Origin of the sequence: Streptomyces aculeolatus (assembly GCF_020400605.1) — a bacterium.
Taxonomy (GTDB): Bacteria; Actinomycetota; Actinomycetes; order Streptomycetales; family Streptomycetaceae; genus Streptomyces; species Streptomyces aculeolatus.
Window position 1 is genome coordinate 306465 of record NZ_JAINRD010000005.1, and the last position, 16168, is coordinate 322632.

Below are 16168 nucleotides of genomic sequence, written 5' to 3' on the forward strand. Positions count from 1 at the left end.
ACGCCCGGGTCGCGCAACAGGCAGACGCAGCCGCCTTAAAAGCGGATCAAGTGCGGGTTCGAATCCCGCCCCGGGCTTCGCCTGAGTCGGGCCCCGCGGGCGGTGACCGCCGCACCCGGCCGCGGGGCCGCACCACCCACCCACACCCCACCCAAGATCAACGCGTCCGTGAGGAGACCAGGACATGACCATCCGCCTCGGCCGCTGGACAGCAGAGCTGTACCAGCGCGCCATCTACATCACCCGCGGCCCCAACCCCGACTGCCGCCACTGCCGCGGCGAAGGCGGCATCGAAGTCGGCCACCGCATGACCGACAGCGGCGACATCGACTACGACACCGACGTCTGCGGCTGCTGGGACCCGGCCGGGTTCCGCATCCCGCTGTGGCGGCGCTCCCGCCGCAACCAGGCGGTGCCGTTCTGATGACCGCTCTCGCCTTCGTCGACACCGAAACGACCCACCTCGACCCCCGCTTCGGGGACGTCTGGGAGGTCGCCGTCATCCGCCGCGAGCACGGCGTCGAGACCGAGTACCTGTGGCAGGTCCGCCCGGACCTCGCCACCGCCGACCCCGAGGCGCTGAAGATCGGCCGCTACGAGGAGCGGTTCGCCGTGCCCGACGGCTGGGACGCGGTGGGGCTGCCGCATGAGCACCCGCCGTGGCGACTCACGATGCCGGAGTTCCTGTACGACCTGCAGACTGCGCTCCGCGGCGCCGTCATGGTCGGCTCGAACCCCGCGTTCGACGCCGCGCACCTGACGAAGCTCCTCCAGGACCACGGCCGCCGCATCCCCTGGCACTACCGCGTCCTCGACATCGCCACCCTCGCCGCTGGATACATGAAGGGGCGCGGTCTCGCCGAGTGGCACCCGGGCGAGCTGCTTACGCCGCCCTACTCGTCCCGCGACCTGTCCCGCGCGGTCGGCGTTGAGCCGCCGGGCGACGACGGCCACCAGGCGCTCGTCGACGCCCGCTGGGCGCGCGACGTGTACGACGCCGTGACGGGCGACCGGCAGGCCGTGGAGCGTGCCGCATGACCGCCGTCGCGCCGCCGGCGACGCCCACCCTCGGCGTGGTCGACGGCATGGACGCCGACGACTACCACGCCCACCCGGCGCTGTCGTCCACCGGCGCGCGGAAGCTGCTGCCGCCGTCGTGCCCGGCGAAGTTCCGGTGGGAGCAGATCCACGGCCAGCCGGCGAAGCGAACCTTCGAGTTCGGCCGAGCCGCTCACCAGTTCATCCTCGGCGAAGGCGCAGAAATCGCCGTCCTCAAGTACGACAGCTACCGCAGCAAGGCCGCACAGGAAGAGGCCGAAGAGGCGCGCGCCGTCGGTGCAACGCCGCTCCTGGAACGCGAATGGCAGCAGGTCGAAGCCATGGCTGAGGCGATCCGCCACGACCCCCTCGCCGGCCCCCTGTTCACCCCCGGCCGCGGCGTCGCCGAACGCGCCCTGTTCTGGACCGACGGGCCCACCGGCGTTGAGCGCCGCGCGCTCCTCGACTGGACGCTGCACCGCGACACCGGCCAGCGCCTCGTCATCACCGACTACAAGACGACGACCGACGCCAGCAAGGCCGGTGTCGAGAAGGCCATCACCGCCTACGGCTACCACCAGCAGGCCGCCTGGTACATCGACGGCGCCATCGCTACCGGCATCGGCGGCGAGGACACCGTCATGGTCTTCGCCTTCCAGGAGAAGACCCCGCCGTACCTGGTCACCGTCGCCGAGATCGCCCCCGACGACGTTCGCCGCGGACGCGAGCGCAACCGCCGCGCCATCAACACCTACGCCCGCTGCGTCGAGACGGGCCACTGGCCCGGCCATGCCGAGGGCGTCATCACCGCCTCACAGCCCACCTGGGCCCAGGTCCGCCACGACGAGGAGTACGCATGAACCAGCCCGCCCACCTGCCCACCCCGGCGCCGGCCGTGCCGAATCGCGTCGGCCAGGGCACTGCCGTCGAGCAGTCCCGCGCCGCCGCCGAAGTCCAAGCCGCTGTCGTCGTCGCCCAGCAGTGCCCCCGCAACATGCAGGCCGCCGTCGCCGAGATGCGCGAGTCCTGCAAGCAGCAGGGCCTCGCCGAGCGCGCCTTCTTCCGCTACTCCCGCGGCGGCTCCACCGTCACCGGCGCCTCCGTCCACCTCGCCCGCGAACTCGCCCGCTGCTGGGGCAACGTCCAGTACGGCCTGGTCGAGCTGCGGCGCGACGACGACTACGGGCAGTCCGAGATGCAGGCGTTCGCGTGGGACGTACAGACCAACTCCCGCAACTCCTCGACGTTCATCGTGCCGCACCGCCGCGACACGAAGAACGGCGCCAAGCAGCTCACCGACATGCGGGACATCTACGAGAACAACGCCAACAACGGTGCCCGCCGCGTCCGTGAGGCGATCTTCGCGATCCTGCCGCCCTGGTTCGTGGAGGAGGCCAAGGCCCTCTGCTCGCAGACGTTGAAGGACGGCGGCGGCAAGCCGCTGCACACCCGCATCGCCGATGCGGTGAAGGTCTTCGAGCGGTTCGGCGTGACGACCGCGCAACTGGAGCAGAAGATCGGCCGGCCGACGGCGAAGTGGAACGAGCACGACGTCGCCCAGCTCGGCGTGATCTTCAAGTCGCTGGACCGCGGCGAGGTCGCCGTCGAGGACGAGTTCCCGCCCGAGCGCGTGACCGCCGACGAACTGACCGGCGGCAGCAGCGGCAAGGCCGCAACGAAGCGCCAGCAGCCGGCGAACGAGCCGGACCCGAACTTCCCGTCCACCCCGTAACCCCGCGGGCCCGCCCGGGGCGTAGCCGGGCGGGCCGTAAGGAGATCATGACATGAGCGACACGACGCCCGACGCATCCGCGACGGTCAGCCGCAACGTGCGGCGCCTGCGGATCCTGCGCGGCTGGACGCAGGACGAAGCCGGGAAGCGCTTCGGCGACATCACCGGCGCCCCCTGGTCCAAGGCCGTCTGGTCCAGCGCCGAAGCCCGCACCAGGCCGCGCAACTGGACCGCCAACGAACTGGCTGGCCTCACCGAACTGTTCGGAGTGACCTTCGACGAACTGTTCGCCCCGCCGGGAGAAGCAACCTGCCCCACCTGCGGGCAGCAGCTCCCCGACAGCCTGCCGCCCGAGAGCCCGCAGGAAGGCAAGCGCTACCGCCTCACCGGCGAACACTTGCAGGCCGTGGCCGCCACCTACCTCGCCGCCGAGAACGATGCCCTGCCGCCGACCGTCACCGTCGCCAGCCGCTACGGGGTGGGCCACTCCACCGCCGCCAAGTGGATCGGCAAGGCGCGCGAGGCTGGCTACCTGCCGCAGTGGAGCACGACCCCCGGCGGTGCGAGGTGACCGGCCAGCTCCAGTTCCCCGAGCCCACCCAGGGCACCGTCAACCCGGCCGCCGGCTCCCTCGCCATATCCGACGAACTCGACCTGCTCATCCGCTCCGTCTCCGACTGGGACAAGCAGCTCATCGAGCAGGCCATCGAGGTCTTCGGGGCCGACGGCCGCCCGTTCTCCATGAACGACTTCCGGCACCTCCTGCCCGACATGGCATGGGGCATGGCCGGTCGCGTGATCCTCTCCATGGTTAACCGGCGGCCGGCGCCCATCGTCGAGATCGGCAAGGTCCGCTCCACGTCGCCCGACACCCACAAGAAGGAGATCGGGCTGTACGTCCTGACGGCCTACGCGCCCACCCGCGCCGCACGCGAGCGGAGGGCCGCCGCATGACGACCACCCTCGCCCTGCTCGCCGCCGGGGTCCTCCTCGCCGCCGCAGTCCACTGCATCCGCCGCGCCGCACACCACGTGCGCGCCCTGCAGCGCGAGTACCGCGACGCCACGGCGAAGACCGACTTCGACAACCACTGCGACGAACTGCTCGCCATCGTCCACGACACCCAGCCCGGCCGCAACGAGAACGCGCGGCGGCTGCTGGAGGAGATGTGGCGGCAGCCCGCCGCCACCCAGCGCAACACCGGACCCCGCCCTCGGAAGGAGCAGCAGTGAGCACCCCCACGAAGCGCCGCGTCCGCCAGCCCGGACCCATGCCCGACCACGGAACCCCCAGCCGCTACCACCGCGGATGCCGCTGCGACTCCTGCACCCGAGCCAAGAGCGCCGACGTCGAACGCTGGAACTACCTCCGCGCCACCGGCCGCCCCGGGCGCGTCCCCATCGAACCCGCCCGCCGGCACCTCCAGCGCCTCCAAGCCGCCGGCATGCCCAACAAGGACATCATGCGCGCCGCACGCATCACCGCCGAGATGCTGTGCCGCATCGCCCGCGGCGAAGGGCGGATCCTCCACAGCACACAGGCCCGCCTCCTCGCAGTCCCGCCCCCAGCGCAGCCCGGCCGCACCTCACGCACCCTCGACGGCACCGGCACCCGCCGCAGGCTGCAAGCCCTCATCGCCATCGGCTTCACCCGCGCCGTCATCGCCCAGCACATCCCCGAGGGCATGACGAAGGAGTACATCGGCTACCTGCTGCGCACCGACGGGCCCGTGACCACATGGAACGCCGGCCGCATCAACCGGGCGTACCAAGAACTCGCCGACCGGCGGCCCGAGGACCACGGCGTGGCCCGCCACCACGCACGCGCCGCCCGCGCCCAGGCCCAACGCCAAGGCTGGGCGCCCCCCATCTGCTGGGACGACGACACGATCGACGACCCCGCAGCGCAGGCCAACTACGGCGAGGACACCCCGAAGTTCGTCGCCCTCGCGGAGAACGCCCTCGAACTCGAAGCCCAGGGCTACACCCGCGGCCAGGCCGCCGAGCGCCTCGGCGAGACCAAGCAGAACGTCCAGGCTGCCATCAGCCGGTGGCGCCGGCGGGTCCAGAGCGATATGGAGACCGCGGCATGAGCGCCCCCGACTGGCGCACGGCCGCCGCCTGCCGCGACGAGCCCACCGACCTCCACTTCCCAGTCGGCGACCGCGGCCAGATCGAGCTGGCGAAGGACGTCTGCCGACGCTGCCCGTCGCGTCAGCAGTGCCTGGCGTTCGCACTGAAGATCGGCGCCAGCGACGGCATCTGGGGCGGCCTCGACGAAAGGGAACGCGCCAACCTTGCACGACGCATCGCACGACGGTCCGGGACAGAGCAGCAGCGGCGGCATGGCGGCGGGCGGCCGAAGTCGGACTGCGGCACCTACGCCGCGTACCGCCGGCACCTCGACCGCGGCGAGCCCGTCGACGACGCCTGCGCCGAGGCACACGAGGCGGACAAGGCGCGGCGGCGCAAGGCGAAGTGGACGACGCCGGCAGGTGCGGCGTGAGGCTACTTCTCCAGCGACTCGAGGCGTGCTCGGTCCTCGAGGGCCTGCCGGTAGAACTCCGGCGACACGATCACGGCTGCTTCCTTGCCGCGGTTGATGAGGATCGTCGGTTCGCCGGCGAAGCGGGCGCGCGCGATCACCTCTCCGAGGACGTTGCGGGCCTCGGCGATCTTCGCTCGGTGCTCAGTGGGGGTCGCGCTCATAGGCAAAGCGTAGCTGACGGCTTGGATGGACATCTTAGCCTCCGTAGCGTTCTTAGCTATAATAGCTACGCCGGGAGTGAGATCACCATCCCGCCCTAAGGGCTTTGGTTCCGCGCTCAGACCCCCGTCAGCACCACCATCGAAAGAAGACGCCAGTGACCTTGGATGCCATGCACTGGGTGTGGAACCACTCCCAGACAAGGGGTAACGCCCGGCTCGCCATGCTGCACGTGGCGGACCAGGTGCGAACTCCGGCGTGCGAGGTACGGCTGAGCTACGCCGACTTCAGCGCCGCCCTTAACGCCTCCCGGTCGGTGGCGAGGGCGGCAGTGCGGGCGGCGGTCGACAGCGGCGAACTTCAAATCGTCGAGCAGGGCAAGGGCACCCGGTCGTCTCTGTACTGCCTTCCGAAGGCGGCCGGGTTCATCCGCCCCGCCACTCCTAGTGGGCCGGAATCAGGCCCACTAGACCCCTCCGAAGATCACGCTAGTGGGCCGGAATCAGGCCCACTAAGCGTTGCTAGTGGGCCGGAATTGAGCCCACTAGAGGGATCTTCGGATTCGCCTAGTGGGCCGGAATCAGGCCCTCTGGAGGCCGCTAGTGGGCCGGAATCAGGCCCACATCTCCCACATACACCCAGCAAGCAAGAGAGGGAGCCAGAGCGCCCGGTCTTCGACGACTACGGCATCCCCGAGTGGGCGCGCCCACTCATCGACGGCCTCAGCAACCGGGGCGTGATCGTCCGCTGGCCCTTCCGCGCCAACCAGTGGTTCCCCGTCCACTCACTGATCTTGAAGTCCGGCATCCCCGCCATGGTCGACCACGCCGCAAAGGTCGCCGCCCGGACCAACGTCGAGTCCGCCAAGTACTTCATGCAGGGCTGGGCGGAACTACCGCCCCTCCCGCGGCGGCCCTCGCCTTCGGCCCGCGACTCGCCGCGGCCCACCCGACCCCCGTGCGGCGGCTGCGACCCGGACACCCGCCTCGTCGAGATCGAACACGACGGGCTGCCCTCCCTCGCACCCTGCCCCGACTGCCACCCCAAAGCTGAAGGAAGCCGCCCGTGAACGACCACGACCAGCCGCCGCCAGACGACACCATCGCCGCACCGCCACCCCACGACCTCGGCGCCGAACAGTCCGTCCTCGGTGGCATGCTCCTGTCCCCGGACGCCGCCGTAGACGCCGAATCCGTCCTCGGCGACGGCCACGCCTTCTACCGCCCCGCCCACGAAACGATCTACCACGCGATCCTCGCCGTCCACGGCAAGCCCGGCGTCCGCGCCGACCCCATCACCGTCACCGACCGGCTCCGCCGCACCGGCGACCTTGAGCGCGTAGGCGGCGCGACCTACCTCCACACGCTCGTCCACAACACCCCCACCGCCGGGAACGCCGGCTTCTACGCCGAGATCGTCGCGAAGCTCGCCACCCTCCGGGACCTCATCGAGATCACCACCAGGGCCCTGCAGCGCGCCTGCGAAGCCGACGCCGACCCCGGCGACATCCTCGACGAACTCTCCACCGCCACCAGCAAGCTCATCGCTGACTCGGCAGGCAGCGAAACCGAAGAAGACCTCTCCGTCGCCGGAAACTGGGAACCGTTCGTCGACGAACTCGCCGCCGGCCGCGACCCCGACGCCCTCGACTCCCCGTGGGTCGACCTGAACGCCGCCGTGCAGTTCAAGCCCAAGGAGCTGACCGTCGTCGGCGCCGCCACCGGAGGCGGCAAGTCCCTCCTCGGCATGAACCTCGCCGCGCACATTGCCTTGCGTCGCGGCCTGCCCGTCCTCGTCGCCTCCATGGAGATGAGCCGCAAGGAACTCCTCGCCCGCCTCACCGCCGCCGAAGCCGGCGTCGAACTCAACCACCTGGTCCACCGCAAGCTCACCGACCGCGACTGGCACTCCATCGCCAAGGTCACCGACCGCATGGTCAAGGCCGACAACTTCATCCTCGACGACTCTCCCGCCCTCACCGTGCCGAAGATCCGCGCCCGCGTCCGGTGGATGGCCGCCAACGGGACGCCGCCCGCCATGGTCGTCGTCGACTACATGCAGTTGATCACCCCCGAGCACACCCCGCGCAGCGACGCCTCCCGCGCCCAGGAGGTCGCCAAGATCTCCCGCGGGCTGAAGCTCCTCGCCGCCGAGGCCGGGATCCCCGTCGTCGCCCTGGCCCAGTTCAACCGCGGCCACGTCGGGCGCACGCCGCTCGTCACCGACTTCAAGGACTCCAGCCAGATCGAGCAGGACGCATCCGTGATCATCCTGCTCCACCGCGAACTCGCCGCTGACGGCACCGACACCGGGCCCCGCGCCGGCGAAGTCGACCTGATCGTAGGCAAGAACCGCAACGGCCAGCAGGGCGTGACGATCACCCTCCAGTTCCAGGGCCGGTACGGGCGCCTGCGCTCCCACCAGAAGACCGAATGGACCCCCACCGGATCGATCGAAGGAGCGGCGTGATGACCCTCCAAGAGGACTTCGACGGCCGCGACATATTCGAGGCCCTGATCGACGACCTGGAGACCTCCCGGGCGCGGAGAGACCGGACAGCCGGACAACTCGATGGAGACATGACCACCGAGGCACTGCCGACTGCGTACCGCGGCACCATCTTCCGGTCCGCCCTTGAGGCGTCCTGGGCGGCCACCCTCGACTCCCTCGGCATCACCTGGGAGTACGAGCCGAGGAAGGTGACCCTGCCATCCGGCGCGGGCTACGTGCCCGACTTCCACCTGCCCGAGATCGGCACCTGGGTCGAAGTGAAGGGCACCGGCGTCCCGCGCATCGAGAAGGCCATTGAGTACGGGCAAGCCCTCGCCTGCCACTGCCCCCGCATCCGCGGCATCCAGCACTGCAGGTGCCGCTGGCCTGGCGGCGAACTCGTGCTGATCGGCCATCCGCCTCGCCCGATGCACCCCTGGGGCGACGAGTCCTACGACCATTTGCACCCCTACGCGAAGCTCCGACTGGCATGGAGGCACGGCGGCTTCCTCAGGTGGGAGTCCACTCGCGGCCGGCGTACCTGGCTGGCGAGGTGCCTGGACTGCCGCCTCGTTACGTGGTTCGACTCTGCGCGCTGCCGGGCCTGCCGCGGCCCTCTCGCCGGCGCCCGCGGCCTTCTATCCGGCGACGGCGAGGTCGAGTTCATCCGCATCAGCGGCTCCGCACTCAGCCATGCCGAGCCCGATAGCGAAACCACATGACCCCCGCCCGACCCGAGATCACCTAACCGAAGGAGCACCCCGCCATGCCGAACCACCCCTCGATCATCGCCCGCCCCCGCGGCGCGAGCGGCTTCGAAGGCCGCTACGTCCACAACGGCGGCCACCCCGCGTTCCGCGTGCCTCTGCTGCACGCCCTGTACGCCGGGCCGTTCGCCGGCGACCTCGACGCGATGGGCCGCTTCCTGATCGACGAGCACCCCGCCGGCTGGTCGCAGCTCGGACCGGACCCGGCGGTCGACACCGGGTGGATCAACCCGATGCCGCCGGTCGGCGACCGCAACTTCCGCTGCTACTGCCACGGCGACCGGGCCGAGACCCCGCTGACGCTCACCGACGAGACGGAGGACGTTGTGTGGCTGCACGACTGGGTGTTCGTGCTGCGGCCGGCGGGCGTGGACATCTGGCAGTCCTTCGACGGCGTGTGGCTGCGGCACGGCGTGCGGGGGTGGAAGCCGAAGGCGCGGCCGGCGGCCGACCAGGGCGAGACCGCGTGAGTACCCACCCGAATCCGCTGCTGCTGGACTCCCTGCAGCTCACCGTCCCGCTCCTCCAGCAGAAGCTCCGCGGCCTGCCTGAGGACACGATGCGGCAGCTCCTCGACAGGGCCCTCGCTTCCCGCGGGCTGGACTACGCCGACGACTTGATGTTCGGAGGCGGCCGGTGCGGCGAGTCGTTCGCGGCGTTCGCCGAGGTGCTGGCGGTGATGTCTCTGACCGCGTGGGGCGGCGTGACGTTCGCCGGCGTCCACTGGTGCACCACACCGGGCTGTCCGCGGGTCGACGCCGGGCACGAGCAGCCGTACCCGTGGTCGCCGCCTCCGAAGCCGGCCCCCCGGCCGGTCGCCGACATGCCCCTGCCCGCTGGGGAGGTGTCGTGATCCCCACCCGCCCGTCCGCGTGGACCGTCGGCCACGGCTACAGCCTCGCCGACGTCGACCGGCTCGCCCGCACCTCGGTCGCCGCCGCGCGCGGTGCTGGTGTCGATGCCGCGACCCGCTACGGGCTTGCCTGGTCGGCGATCGCCGAAACCATCGTCGGCGCTACCGAGCCGCCGGCCCGCGCCGAACTGGTGCAGGCCGGATGGAAAGCCATCCACGCCGAGTTGCGGGCCGTGCTCCACGCCCGCGGCTACCGCGACGGCCACGTGTACGAGGGCGCCGGGTCGTCGCCGCGGTACTGGCGCTACTGGTGGACGCCGGCCGACGAAGGCGCTGTCGACCGCGTCACGGATGCGATCGCCGTGCAGCAGGCCCTCGCCGTACTCACACCCACGCAGCTCGACGCTGTGGCGGCGCTCGCCGCGCACGACGACTACGCGGCGGCGGCCGAGGCCCTGGGCTGGCCGTACAAGCGGCTCGCGTCCCGGGTCGCGGAGGGGCGCCGGCGAATCGCCGCGGCCTGGTACGCACCCGACAGCCCGCCGGCGCGGCGCGGGCACGACAAGCGCCGCGGCACGCATGCGCCGCGTGAACGGTGCAGCGCCGGCCACCTGCTGGACGGCGACAACGTGCGCGTGCGGCGCCGTAGGGGCGGCAAGGCGGAGCGGATCTGCCGCTCCTGCGAGGCCGCCCGCTCCCAGGCTCGGGCCGCCGCATGAACCCCGGCCCGGGTCGCGCAACCGGTAGACGCGCCCACCTTAAAAGTGGATCAAGTGCGGGTTCGAATCCCGCTCCGGGTGCCCAACGTTCCCGCCACCGACCGCCGCTGCAACCGACAGGAGACCCGCTGATGCCCGAGTCAAGCCCGCCCCCGACCCGCGTGATGTTCCGCGGTGGCCGCGTCGTGCACGCCGTCCGCCCGGGCGAAGGCGCCCGAACCGTGTGCGGCAGCCGCCTGCTGCCCGGCGAGGACCGGCCGCAGCCTGACGACGCGCCGATCACCTGCCCCCGGTGCTGCCGACTGACCTCCGAGGCTGCCCGCTGATGCCCCGCCGCCCGCTGCCGCTAGGTGCGTGGCCGCCGCCCCGCCCCTGGTGGCGCCAGCCCACCGAAATCCTCTGGCTCCCCGTCCACGCCGCCGCCGAAGCTGTCAACACCTGGGAACGCCTCGGACTCCCCACCCCACACACCATCCGCAACCGACGAAAGGCCCGCCCATGACCACCCCGATCGACTGGTCGACCGTAGAGATCACCGTCCGGCACATCGACCCGCCCCTCCCGCTGTGCGCCACCTGCCGGACCGTCCACGCCCCGTACCTGTCGTGCGAGGGCGCGGCGCTACAGCGGGGCCGGTGGGAGCCGCTGCTGCGCGCGGTGTCGGAGCAGTTCGCCACCCCGGGGGTCAGGCCGTGACCGACCGCCCGACCGCGAGCACGATCACCGACGACGAGTTGGACGCCCTGTACGCCCGCCTCGATCTGCTGGAGCGGCGCGACTGCGGCGCCAGACCTGACGGCTTCGTGGTGTTCGACACCTACGTGCCGGGCCTCGCCGCCATCACCGAGCGGCCGGTTCTGCGGCAGTCACCGCAGAGTGCCGCAGCCGCCCCACGCCCCGATGCCCCGGGAACCATGCCAGGCGCCCGCGAGAGCGCCGAACACCCCCTCTCGGGCGTGGAGCAGCGCCCGGGGGGTGAGATAGGCGCTCACGCGGGCGCTGAGGGCGTCGACCCTCCCGCCGCCCCCTGCACCGCCACGAACACCCGGCCATGGGGCAACGGCCCCACCATCAACTGCACCCTCCCCGCCAACCACTACGACGAGGACAACGAGCCCACCTTCAACGAGGACGGCACCACGATCACCCCCGGCGGCTGGCACCACGGCCTCATGGACGGCCTCGACCTGCGGTGGTGCGACCGCGCCGAAGGAGCCACACCCCACACCCCGGCGCAGCCCGCCCCCGACCAGTCGGAATGCTCCGACCCTGCCCACAACTTCTTCGGACGGTGCAACGCGCCCGAGAAGCACGCCCCGCCCGCCGGCGCGCTGCGCGACACGATCGCCGAGGCCGTCCACGCCACGTCGGTGTGCGAGGTCGGCGACCCGGTCCGCTGCGGTGGCGGCTGCCGGGACGCTGCCGACGCCGTGCTGCCGGTCGTACAGGCCGAACTCGCCCGCGTCCCCGACCTCCACGCCGACACCGAGCGCCGGCTGCGCGCCGACCTCGCCGCCGAGGTGCGGAAGCGGGAGGAGGCGGAGACCACCGCCCGCACCCTCGGCGGCCTCTACGAGAGCGCGGAGGCCACCGTGACCCGCGTCCACGAGTACGTGCAGAACCTCGACCAGATGGCCGAATCCACCGCCAGTGCCGACGACCGGCGGTTGTACCGCGCGCTCGCCGCCGACCTGCGGAAACGGCTCGGCTACGACACCAACGACGTCCCGAAGGAGCCCACCCCGTGACCAGCACCGACGCCATCCTCGACCAGATCGACGCCGCCCTCGGCGACGGCAGCGTCAGCCCCGACGCCATGCGCTGCGGGCCAGCGCCCGACGACGAGCCGCGCGCCGCCCAGGCCACGTCACGTGCCGCGGTCAGCGCCGCCCCTGACGCCTACCACCTCCGCCTCGCCGAGCGGCTCGCCCGCCGCCCCTGAACCGCCCGCACAAGGAGCACAACCATGGCCGCCGATCCGCTTCGGTTCCTCGACCAGCTTGAACACGACTGGCACGCCGCGCAGTCCGCCGCCCCGGATCGCGACCGCCGGCTCGACCCGCTGCTCGACGCCGCGCTCATCCACCTGGCCGTGCAATCCGGCGTGCACCCCGAGGAAGCCCGCCGGCAGGTCGCAGCCGCCCGCCGCGCGCTGGACGACCGCCCATGACCCGCACCACCGAACGGAGCACGACGATGCACGACACGGACGCGATGGAATCCTGGCCCTGCATGCTCTGCGACCGCCCGTCCCGCTGGCGGATACACCCCGGCTGCCAGCGGAAGGTCGACGAGAACCTGGCCGCCCTCCCGGCCCTGTATCGCGCCCTCGAGGCCATCCTGCCTCCCGGCCGGCGGGGCGGCGACGGCCGCATGGCAACCCGCAGCGCGCCCATCCCGGCCAACATCGACGTCCTCGACCTCCGGGCCCGCGGCGGCATCGAAGGGATGGTGGGCACCTGGGCCCGCGACCTGTGCGAGCGCGAAGGTTGGGAACTCCCCGAGTACGGCAGCATCGAGGCCGCGGTGGACGCGTACACGGGACTGCTCCGCAACAACCTCAACGCCATCTGCGACGACCACCCCGCCGTCCGGGAGTTCGCGGACGAGATCAGGAAGACCGCCGGCCAGGCTCGACGCCTCGTCACCGGGGAGAAGCCGGAGCGCCGCATCGGCGTCGTCTGCACCTGCGGGGCGGTGCTGCGGATCACCCTCTCCACGCCGGGCAAGAAGTGCGGCGACTGCGGCGAGCACCACGGCTTCGCGGCGCTCCGCCACCTCGACCCGGCGCCGAGGAGCGCGGCGTGACCGACGACGACGCGCCGGTGCGGCACGCATCTGACAGCATCCCCATCGTCACCGCAGTCGACGGCCAGCCCATCATGCGGGTCGACGCTGCCGTCGCACTCCTGCGGGCCATCGCCGAGAGCCACCGCAACCTCGCCGACGACCCCGACTGCGACCTCCGCACCGCTGCTGCGGCGATCGACCTTGAGGCTGACGCGCTGGAGGTGCGGGCCATCGGGTACACCCGGGCGTCGGCGTGACGAAGCCCCCGACCAACCGGTCGGGGGCTTCGTCGTGTCCGCTACGTGCCGGCCTGCTCCTCCTTCACCCGCTCCACCAGAACCTCCAGGCCGCGGCCCGAGGCGACCCGCCGCGCGATACCGTCCAGGCACCCGAGCCAGTCCCGCAGACCCTCGTCCGCGACCTCCAGCGCCGCCGCGAACACCTGCCCACGAGCCATCAGCAGACGAACCTCCGGCGCGTCCTCCGGATCCGTCAGGACCGTCGGCGTGCTCACGCGACCACCCCCCGGCGCAGCAGCGCCTCCAACTCGTCACACTCCGGCGACAAGGCGGGGAACAGGCGCCGGACCGTCGCCAGATCCGCCAAGCGGTCCGCGAGGGACAGGGGCGGCGGTGGCTGCGCGACGATCGCGGCGAGGGTGTCGGGCGTCGGGAGTAAGGTGGTCATGGAGCTACCTCTCTTCGCGGAGTGGAGTTTCTGATCAGCGGGTGGCCGCCCGCTTTGATCGCTTCAGGGGCCGGGTGTTCTTACGAGCGCTCGGCCTCTGCTGTGCGCCCCCACTGTAGGGACACAAGCCTTCTACCTGCACGGATAGTTGCATAACTCGTCAAAGACGTGCATTTAGGTCATAGTCGCTGGACAGACAGGACGTAGACGACCTGCCGCACCCGGTACTCCTGGAACCAGACCATCCAGCGGCCCTCGGCGAACGTCTGCACCGGAGCCCGCCCCGCCTCAGCAGCCGGCGGATCACTCAGGTACTTCACCTCCGCCGCGTCCGCGAGACGCCGGGCGATCACCTCAACCTCGGCGCGCTGCCCATCCGGCAGACCGCCCACCGTGTGCTCGGCGCCCGACAGGTACTCCCAGCGCCAATCGCTCACGCGGCAAGAACCTCCGCCGACGCGGCAGCCAGCAAGTCGCCGATCTCCGCCGCGGCCTCCCGCGCCTCCTTCTCCGACTCGGCCGAACCCACGACACGCTCCAATTCCCGCAGCCGCGCCGACCGCGCCGGATACCGATGCAACGCAACGTGCACCGCCCACTTCCGGAGGAAGGCGTGCATCGGAACCGTGCTGTCCGCCTGCAACGCCTGCTCCCACGCCGTGTGGAACTCCCGCTCGAAGTCCACCGCAGCCACCGGATCCAGCCGCTGAACCGCCGCCCGCAACGCCGCCTCCGACACCGCTGGCATAGCAATCACTGGGTCGTCCGACGACTCGAAAGGCTGTGCACTCACAGTGAGACTCCTGGATACGGTCCGTACAGAACGGGGCGGGAGGTAACCCCGAGACAGTCTGCCGCAGCGAGGGCGGGTGGCGAAGGGTTCCGCTGTTGCTGAGCTGTTGCCGAGTGGGTGTAGGCACGGGGTCACCGGTCCTCGGTGAGATCGCGAACGCGGTAGCCACTGCACCCGGCCAGCTTCTCCAGCAGTCCGTCGTCGGCCAGGGACCGTAGAACCTTGTACACGGTGGGCATACTCAGCCCGTACCGTCTGGCGACGGCGCGTCCGGAAAGGAACCGGCTCCCCGCCGGGTACAGGCCGGTCTGGATGTCGACCTTGATCGCCTTGGCCACTCGCAAGTAGAGCGGAGTGCCGCGGTCGTCCTCGACTTCAACGTCAGGCTTCACCCACTTGGCGACGGGCCGCCCCGCGGGGACTTTCGACCGGTTGTTCAGTGGCCGCTCGCCCTCAATCGCCCGGGTTTCCGCGCGTTCGGCAGCGTTGCGGTCCGAGAACCACTCCACCGTTTGACTGGCCACGGAAGGCCACCAGGTGTCGCCATTGAAATATGCGTGCTGCTTCCAGCGCTGCTTGGGGTCCGTGGTGATCCCCACATAGAGAAGCCTGTTCTTCGCGTCGTACAGGCGGTACAGGGCGGTGCGTTCCGGTCCGGTCATGGCCTCTCTCGGTCCTAGGACTTGTGGATGATCTGTGGTGGTCCCGCGGCTGATCACTTCCGGTTTCTGCGGGCTGGCGCGTAGCCTTGGACTGGTGTACGGGTATACCGGAGAACGGAGTGATCATGGTTCGGGGTGAAGAGCTGAAGTACGTGCAGCTCGCCAACACGCTGCGCGACGGCATCAGAGACGGCACCTACCCTGCGGGCAGCGAGTTGCCTACCGTCACCGAGCTGCGGGAGCAGCACAGGGTGACCGTCGTGACGGTGCAAGAAGCGCTGAAGATGCTCAAGCGTGAGGGGCTGATCGACAGTGCCCAGGGGCGCCGCTCCAAGGTGCTCAAGGAGCGCCAAATCCTCCAGCGCTCTGCTTCGTATGTCGCGCCTGGCCCTGACGGGAAGTGGCTGACCTGGAAGCAGCAGTGCGCCGAACTCGGCATCGACGGATGGCAGGAACTTGGTCGCGTCGGCGAGGTGCCGGCGCCAGAGGAGATCGCCACGATCTTCGGCCTGGAGCCGGAGGCGCCGGTGCTCGTTCGGCCGCGTGTGATGTTCGCGGATGGTGAGCCCGTCGAGGTGGTCGACTCGTACTACCCGGTCGAGGTGGCATCCGGTACGCCGCTGGCGCAGCAGCGGCTCGTGAGCGGCGGCTCCATCAAGGTGCTGACCGAGGCGGGGTATGCCCCGGTCGACTGCACGGAGGAGCTGACCTTTCCGCTGGCCACGCAGGACGAGCGGAACCGACTGAACCTGAGCGTGGAGGACAGGGTCGTTCGGATGGTGCGCACACTGTCCGCCGCCGAGGGGCGGCCCGTTGAGGTGCATGTTGCGGCCCTCAAGGCGGACCGTCACCGGCTGACGTACCGGCTGCCAGTGCACTGAACACCCCCTTCCCTTCGGCGGGATCCCGCATGCACCGCGGGGTCCCGCCT

At 71.0% G+C, this 16168-nt stretch carries 29 protein-coding genes and 2 tRNA genes; 25 read left to right on the forward strand and 6 right to left on the reverse strand.

Annotated features, from left to right (window positions below; translation table 11 throughout):
- The first annotated feature begins 2 nt into the window (after nt 1-2).
- From LG396_RS12055 to LG396_RS39660, 10 genes are all read left to right on the forward strand, one after another.
- Nucleotides 3-77, forward strand: a tRNA-Leu gene (locus tag LG396_RS12055).
- 107 nt (nt 78-184) lie between these two features.
- Nucleotides 185-424 carry a hypothetical protein gene (locus LG396_RS12060; RefSeq protein ID WP_225794727.1) on the forward strand — a complete coding sequence of 80 codons (240 nt, stop codon included), beginning with the start codon at nt 185-187 and terminating at the stop codon, nt 422-424.
- Nucleotides 424-1038, forward strand: coding sequence for a 3'-5' exonuclease (locus LG396_RS12065; protein WP_225794728.1), 615 nt, complete (start codon nt 424-426; stop codon nt 1036-1038). Before LG396_RS12060 ends, LG396_RS12065 begins: the two co-directional genes overlap by 1 nt.
- Nucleotides 1035-1898 carry a PD-(D/E)XK nuclease-like domain-containing protein gene (locus tag LG396_RS12070; protein ID WP_225794729.1) on the forward strand — a complete coding sequence of 288 codons (864 nt, stop codon included), beginning with the start codon at nt 1035-1037 and terminating at the stop codon, nt 1896-1898. The genes LG396_RS12065 and LG396_RS12070 overlap by 4 nt, the downstream gene beginning before the upstream one ends.
- The gene (locus tag LG396_RS12075; RefSeq protein WP_225794730.1) at nt 1895-2770 is read left to right on the forward strand and encodes a type 2 periplasmic-binding domain-containing protein; all 876 of its coding nucleotides are present in this window, start codon (nt 1895-1897) and stop codon (nt 2768-2770) included. The genes LG396_RS12070 and LG396_RS12075 overlap by 4 nt, the downstream gene beginning before the upstream one ends.
- Before the next feature lie 52 nt (nt 2771-2822).
- Nucleotides 2823-3341 carry a helix-turn-helix transcriptional regulator gene (locus LG396_RS12080; RefSeq protein ID WP_225794731.1) on the forward strand — a complete coding sequence of 173 codons (519 nt, stop codon included), beginning with the start codon at nt 2823-2825 and terminating at the stop codon, nt 3339-3341.
- Entirely contained in the window at nt 3338-3724 is a 387-nt protein-coding gene (locus LG396_RS12085) for a hypothetical protein (RefSeq protein ID WP_225794732.1), read from the forward strand. The genes LG396_RS12080 and LG396_RS12085 overlap by 4 nt, the downstream gene beginning before the upstream one ends.
- Nucleotides 3721-4002: a hypothetical protein gene (locus LG396_RS12090; RefSeq protein WP_225794733.1), complete on the forward strand. Its 282-nt coding sequence runs from the start codon at nt 3721-3723 to the stop codon at nt 4000-4002. Before LG396_RS12085 ends, LG396_RS12090 begins: the two co-directional genes overlap by 4 nt.
- Entirely contained in the window at nt 3999-4862 is an 864-nt protein-coding gene (locus LG396_RS12095) for a hypothetical protein (protein ID WP_225794734.1), read from the forward strand. The genes LG396_RS12090 and LG396_RS12095 overlap by 4 nt, the downstream gene beginning before the upstream one ends.
- Entirely contained in the window at nt 4859-5275 is a 417-nt protein-coding gene (locus tag LG396_RS39660) for a WhiB family transcriptional regulator (RefSeq protein ID WP_308190092.1), read from the forward strand. Before LG396_RS12095 ends, LG396_RS39660 begins: the two co-directional genes overlap by 4 nt.
- Before the next feature lie 2 nt (nt 5276-5277).
- Here LG396_RS39660 and LG396_RS12105 read toward each other — a convergent pair whose 3' ends face one another.
- On the reverse strand, nt 5278-5478 hold the full coding sequence (locus LG396_RS12105; RefSeq protein ID WP_225794735.1) for a type II toxin-antitoxin system Phd/YefM family antitoxin: 201 nt from the start codon (nt 5476-5478) through the stop codon (nt 5278-5280).
- Nucleotides 5479-6212: 734 nt separating this feature from the next.
- On the opposite strand from LG396_RS12105, the gene LG396_RS12110 reads away from it, so the two are divergent.
- The 14 genes from LG396_RS12110 (at nt 6213) to LG396_RS12175 (ending at nt 13352) form a co-directional block, all read left to right on the forward strand.
- Nucleotides 6213-6545, forward strand: a complete 333-nt coding sequence (locus LG396_RS12110) for a hypothetical protein (protein WP_225794736.1) — start codon at nt 6213-6215, stop codon at nt 6543-6545.
- A complete protein-coding gene (locus LG396_RS39665) occupies nt 6542-7945 on the forward strand; it encodes a replicative DNA helicase (protein ID WP_225794737.1) in 1404 nt (467 codons plus the stop codon). Before LG396_RS12110 ends, LG396_RS39665 begins: the two co-directional genes overlap by 4 nt.
- On the forward strand, nt 7945-8688 hold the full coding sequence (locus LG396_RS12120) for a PDDEXK family nuclease (RefSeq protein WP_225794738.1): 744 nt from the start codon (nt 7945-7947) through the stop codon (nt 8686-8688). The genes LG396_RS39665 and LG396_RS12120 overlap by 1 nt, the downstream gene beginning before the upstream one ends.
- Before the next feature lie 44 nt (nt 8689-8732).
- Nucleotides 8733-9203, forward strand: coding sequence for a hypothetical protein (locus LG396_RS12125; protein WP_225794739.1), 471 nt, complete (start codon nt 8733-8735; stop codon nt 9201-9203).
- On the forward strand, nt 9200-9586 hold the full coding sequence (locus LG396_RS12130) for a hypothetical protein (RefSeq protein ID WP_225794740.1): 387 nt from the start codon (nt 9200-9202) through the stop codon (nt 9584-9586). The genes LG396_RS12125 and LG396_RS12130 overlap by 4 nt, the downstream gene beginning before the upstream one ends.
- Nucleotides 9583-10305 (forward strand): hypothetical protein, encoded by a 723-nt coding sequence (locus tag LG396_RS12135; protein WP_225794741.1) that lies wholly within the window; start codon nt 9583-9585, stop codon nt 10303-10305. The genes LG396_RS12130 and LG396_RS12135 overlap by 4 nt, the downstream gene beginning before the upstream one ends.
- A 6-nt stretch (nt 10306-10311) precedes the next feature.
- Nucleotides 10312-10386: transfer RNA gene (locus LG396_RS12140), tRNA-Leu, on the forward strand.
- Nucleotides 10387-10436: 50 nt separating this feature from the next.
- A complete protein-coding gene (locus tag LG396_RS12145) occupies nt 10437-10631 on the forward strand; it encodes a hypothetical protein (protein WP_225794742.1) in 195 nt (64 codons plus the stop codon).
- Nucleotides 10632-10803: 172 nt separating this feature from the next.
- Entirely contained in the window at nt 10804-11001 is a 198-nt protein-coding gene (locus LG396_RS12150) for a hypothetical protein (protein ID WP_225793790.1), read from the forward strand.
- Nucleotides 10998-12053 carry a hypothetical protein gene (locus LG396_RS12155; protein WP_225794743.1) on the forward strand — a complete coding sequence of 352 codons (1056 nt, stop codon included), beginning with the start codon at nt 10998-11000 and terminating at the stop codon, nt 12051-12053. Before LG396_RS12150 ends, LG396_RS12155 begins: the two co-directional genes overlap by 4 nt.
- Entirely contained in the window at nt 12050-12247 is a 198-nt protein-coding gene (locus LG396_RS12160) for a hypothetical protein (RefSeq protein ID WP_225794744.1), read from the forward strand. The genes LG396_RS12155 and LG396_RS12160 overlap by 4 nt, the downstream gene beginning before the upstream one ends.
- Before the next feature lie 24 nt (nt 12248-12271).
- On the forward strand, nt 12272-12475 hold the full coding sequence (locus LG396_RS12165) for a hypothetical protein (protein ID WP_225794745.1): 204 nt from the start codon (nt 12272-12274) through the stop codon (nt 12473-12475).
- The gene (locus LG396_RS12170) at nt 12472-13113 is read left to right on the forward strand and encodes a hypothetical protein (protein WP_225794746.1); all 642 of its coding nucleotides are present in this window, start codon (nt 12472-12474) and stop codon (nt 13111-13113) included. The genes LG396_RS12165 and LG396_RS12170 overlap by 4 nt, the downstream gene beginning before the upstream one ends.
- Nucleotides 13110-13352, forward strand: a complete 243-nt coding sequence (locus tag LG396_RS12175) for a hypothetical protein (RefSeq protein WP_225794747.1) — start codon at nt 13110-13112, stop codon at nt 13350-13352. Before LG396_RS12170 ends, LG396_RS12175 begins: the two co-directional genes overlap by 4 nt.
- Nucleotides 13353-13393: 41 nt before the next feature.
- On the opposite strand, the gene LG396_RS12180 is transcribed toward LG396_RS12175, so the two are convergent.
- The 5 genes from LG396_RS12180 to LG396_RS12200 form a co-directional block, all read right to left on the reverse strand.
- Entirely contained in the window at nt 13394-13609 is a 216-nt protein-coding gene (locus tag LG396_RS12180) for a hypothetical protein (protein ID WP_225794748.1), read from the reverse strand.
- Nucleotides 13606-13782 carry a hypothetical protein gene (locus LG396_RS12185; RefSeq protein WP_225794749.1) on the reverse strand — a complete coding sequence of 59 codons (177 nt, stop codon included), beginning with the start codon at nt 13780-13782 and terminating at the stop codon, nt 13606-13608. The genes LG396_RS12180 and LG396_RS12185 overlap by 4 nt, the downstream gene beginning before the upstream one ends.
- 179 nt (nt 13783-13961) lie before the next feature.
- Entirely contained in the window at nt 13962-14219 is a 258-nt protein-coding gene (locus tag LG396_RS12190; RefSeq protein ID WP_225794750.1) for a hypothetical protein, read from the reverse strand.
- Nucleotides 14216-14575, reverse strand: a complete 360-nt coding sequence (locus tag LG396_RS12195) for a hypothetical protein (RefSeq protein WP_225794751.1) — start codon at nt 14573-14575, stop codon at nt 14216-14218. Before LG396_RS12195 ends, LG396_RS12190 begins: the two co-directional genes overlap by 4 nt.
- 131 nt (nt 14576-14706) lie before the next feature.
- Nucleotides 14707-15237: a GIY-YIG nuclease family protein gene (locus tag LG396_RS12200; RefSeq protein ID WP_225794752.1), complete on the reverse strand. Its 531-nt coding sequence runs from the start codon at nt 15235-15237 to the stop codon at nt 14707-14709.
- Between the two features lie 125 nt (nt 15238-15362).
- Here LG396_RS12200 and LG396_RS12205 point away from each other — a divergent pair, with 125 nt between their 5' ends.
- A complete protein-coding gene (locus tag LG396_RS12205) occupies nt 15363-16118 on the forward strand; it encodes a GntR family transcriptional regulator (RefSeq protein WP_225794854.1) in 756 nt (251 codons plus the stop codon).
- Nucleotides 16119-16168: the final 50 nt, after the last annotated feature.

Bases quoted from the DNA above. Each gene is read 5' to 3' on its own strand.
- LG396_RS12150 (WP_225793790.1), top strand. From the start codon at position 10,804: ATGACCACCCCGATCGACTGGTCGACCGTAGAGATCACCGTCCGGCAC.
- LG396_RS12185 (WP_225794749.1), bottom strand. From the start codon at position 13,782: ATGACCACCTTACTCCCGACGCCCGACACCCTCGCCGCGATCGTCGCG.
- LG396_RS12070 (WP_225794729.1), top strand. From the start codon at position 1,035: ATGACCGCCGTCGCGCCGCCGGCGACGCCCACCCTCGGCGTGGTCGAC.
- LG396_RS12170 (WP_225794746.1), top strand. From the start codon at position 12,472: ATGACCCGCACCACCGAACGGAGCACGACGATGCACGACACGGACGCG.
- LG396_RS12120 (WP_225794738.1), top strand. From the start codon at position 7,945: ATGACCCTCCAAGAGGACTTCGACGGCCGCGACATATTCGAGGCCCTG.
- LG396_RS12060 (WP_225794727.1), top strand. From the start codon at position 185: ATGACCATCCGCCTCGGCCGCTGGACAGCAGAGCTGTACCAGCGCGCC.
- LG396_RS12105 (WP_225794735.1), bottom strand. From the start codon at position 5,478: ATGAGCGCGACCCCCACTGAGCACCGAGCGAAGATCGCCGAGGCCCGC.
- LG396_RS12065 (WP_225794728.1), top strand. From the start codon at position 424: ATGACCGCTCTCGCCTTCGTCGACACCGAAACGACCCACCTCGACCCC.
- LG396_RS12075 (WP_225794730.1), top strand. From the start codon at position 1,895: ATGAACCAGCCCGCCCACCTGCCCACCCCGGCGCCGGCCGTGCCGAAT.
- LG396_RS12080 (WP_225794731.1), top strand. From the start codon at position 2,823: ATGAGCGACACGACGCCCGACGCATCCGCGACGGTCAGCCGCAACGTG.
- LG396_RS12205 (WP_225794854.1), top strand. From the start codon at position 15,363: ATGGTTCGGGGTGAAGAGCTGAAGTACGTGCAGCTCGCCAACACGCTG.
- LG396_RS12090 (WP_225794733.1), top strand. From the start codon at position 3,721: ATGACGACCACCCTCGCCCTGCTCGCCGCCGGGGTCCTCCTCGCCGCC.
- LG396_RS12125 (WP_225794739.1), top strand. From the start codon at position 8,733: ATGCCGAACCACCCCTCGATCATCGCCCGCCCCCGCGGCGCGAGCGGC.
- LG396_RS12145 (WP_225794742.1), top strand. From the start codon at position 10,437: ATGCCCGAGTCAAGCCCGCCCCCGACCCGCGTGATGTTCCGCGGTGGC.
- LG396_RS12165 (WP_225794745.1), top strand. From the start codon at position 12,272: ATGGCCGCCGATCCGCTTCGGTTCCTCGACCAGCTTGAACACGACTGG.
- LG396_RS39660 (WP_308190092.1), top strand. From the start codon at position 4,859: ATGAGCGCCCCCGACTGGCGCACGGCCGCCGCCTGCCGCGACGAGCCC.
- LG396_RS12200 (WP_225794752.1), bottom strand. From the start codon at position 15,237: ATGACCGGACCGGAACGCACCGCCCTGTACCGCCTGTACGACGCGAAG.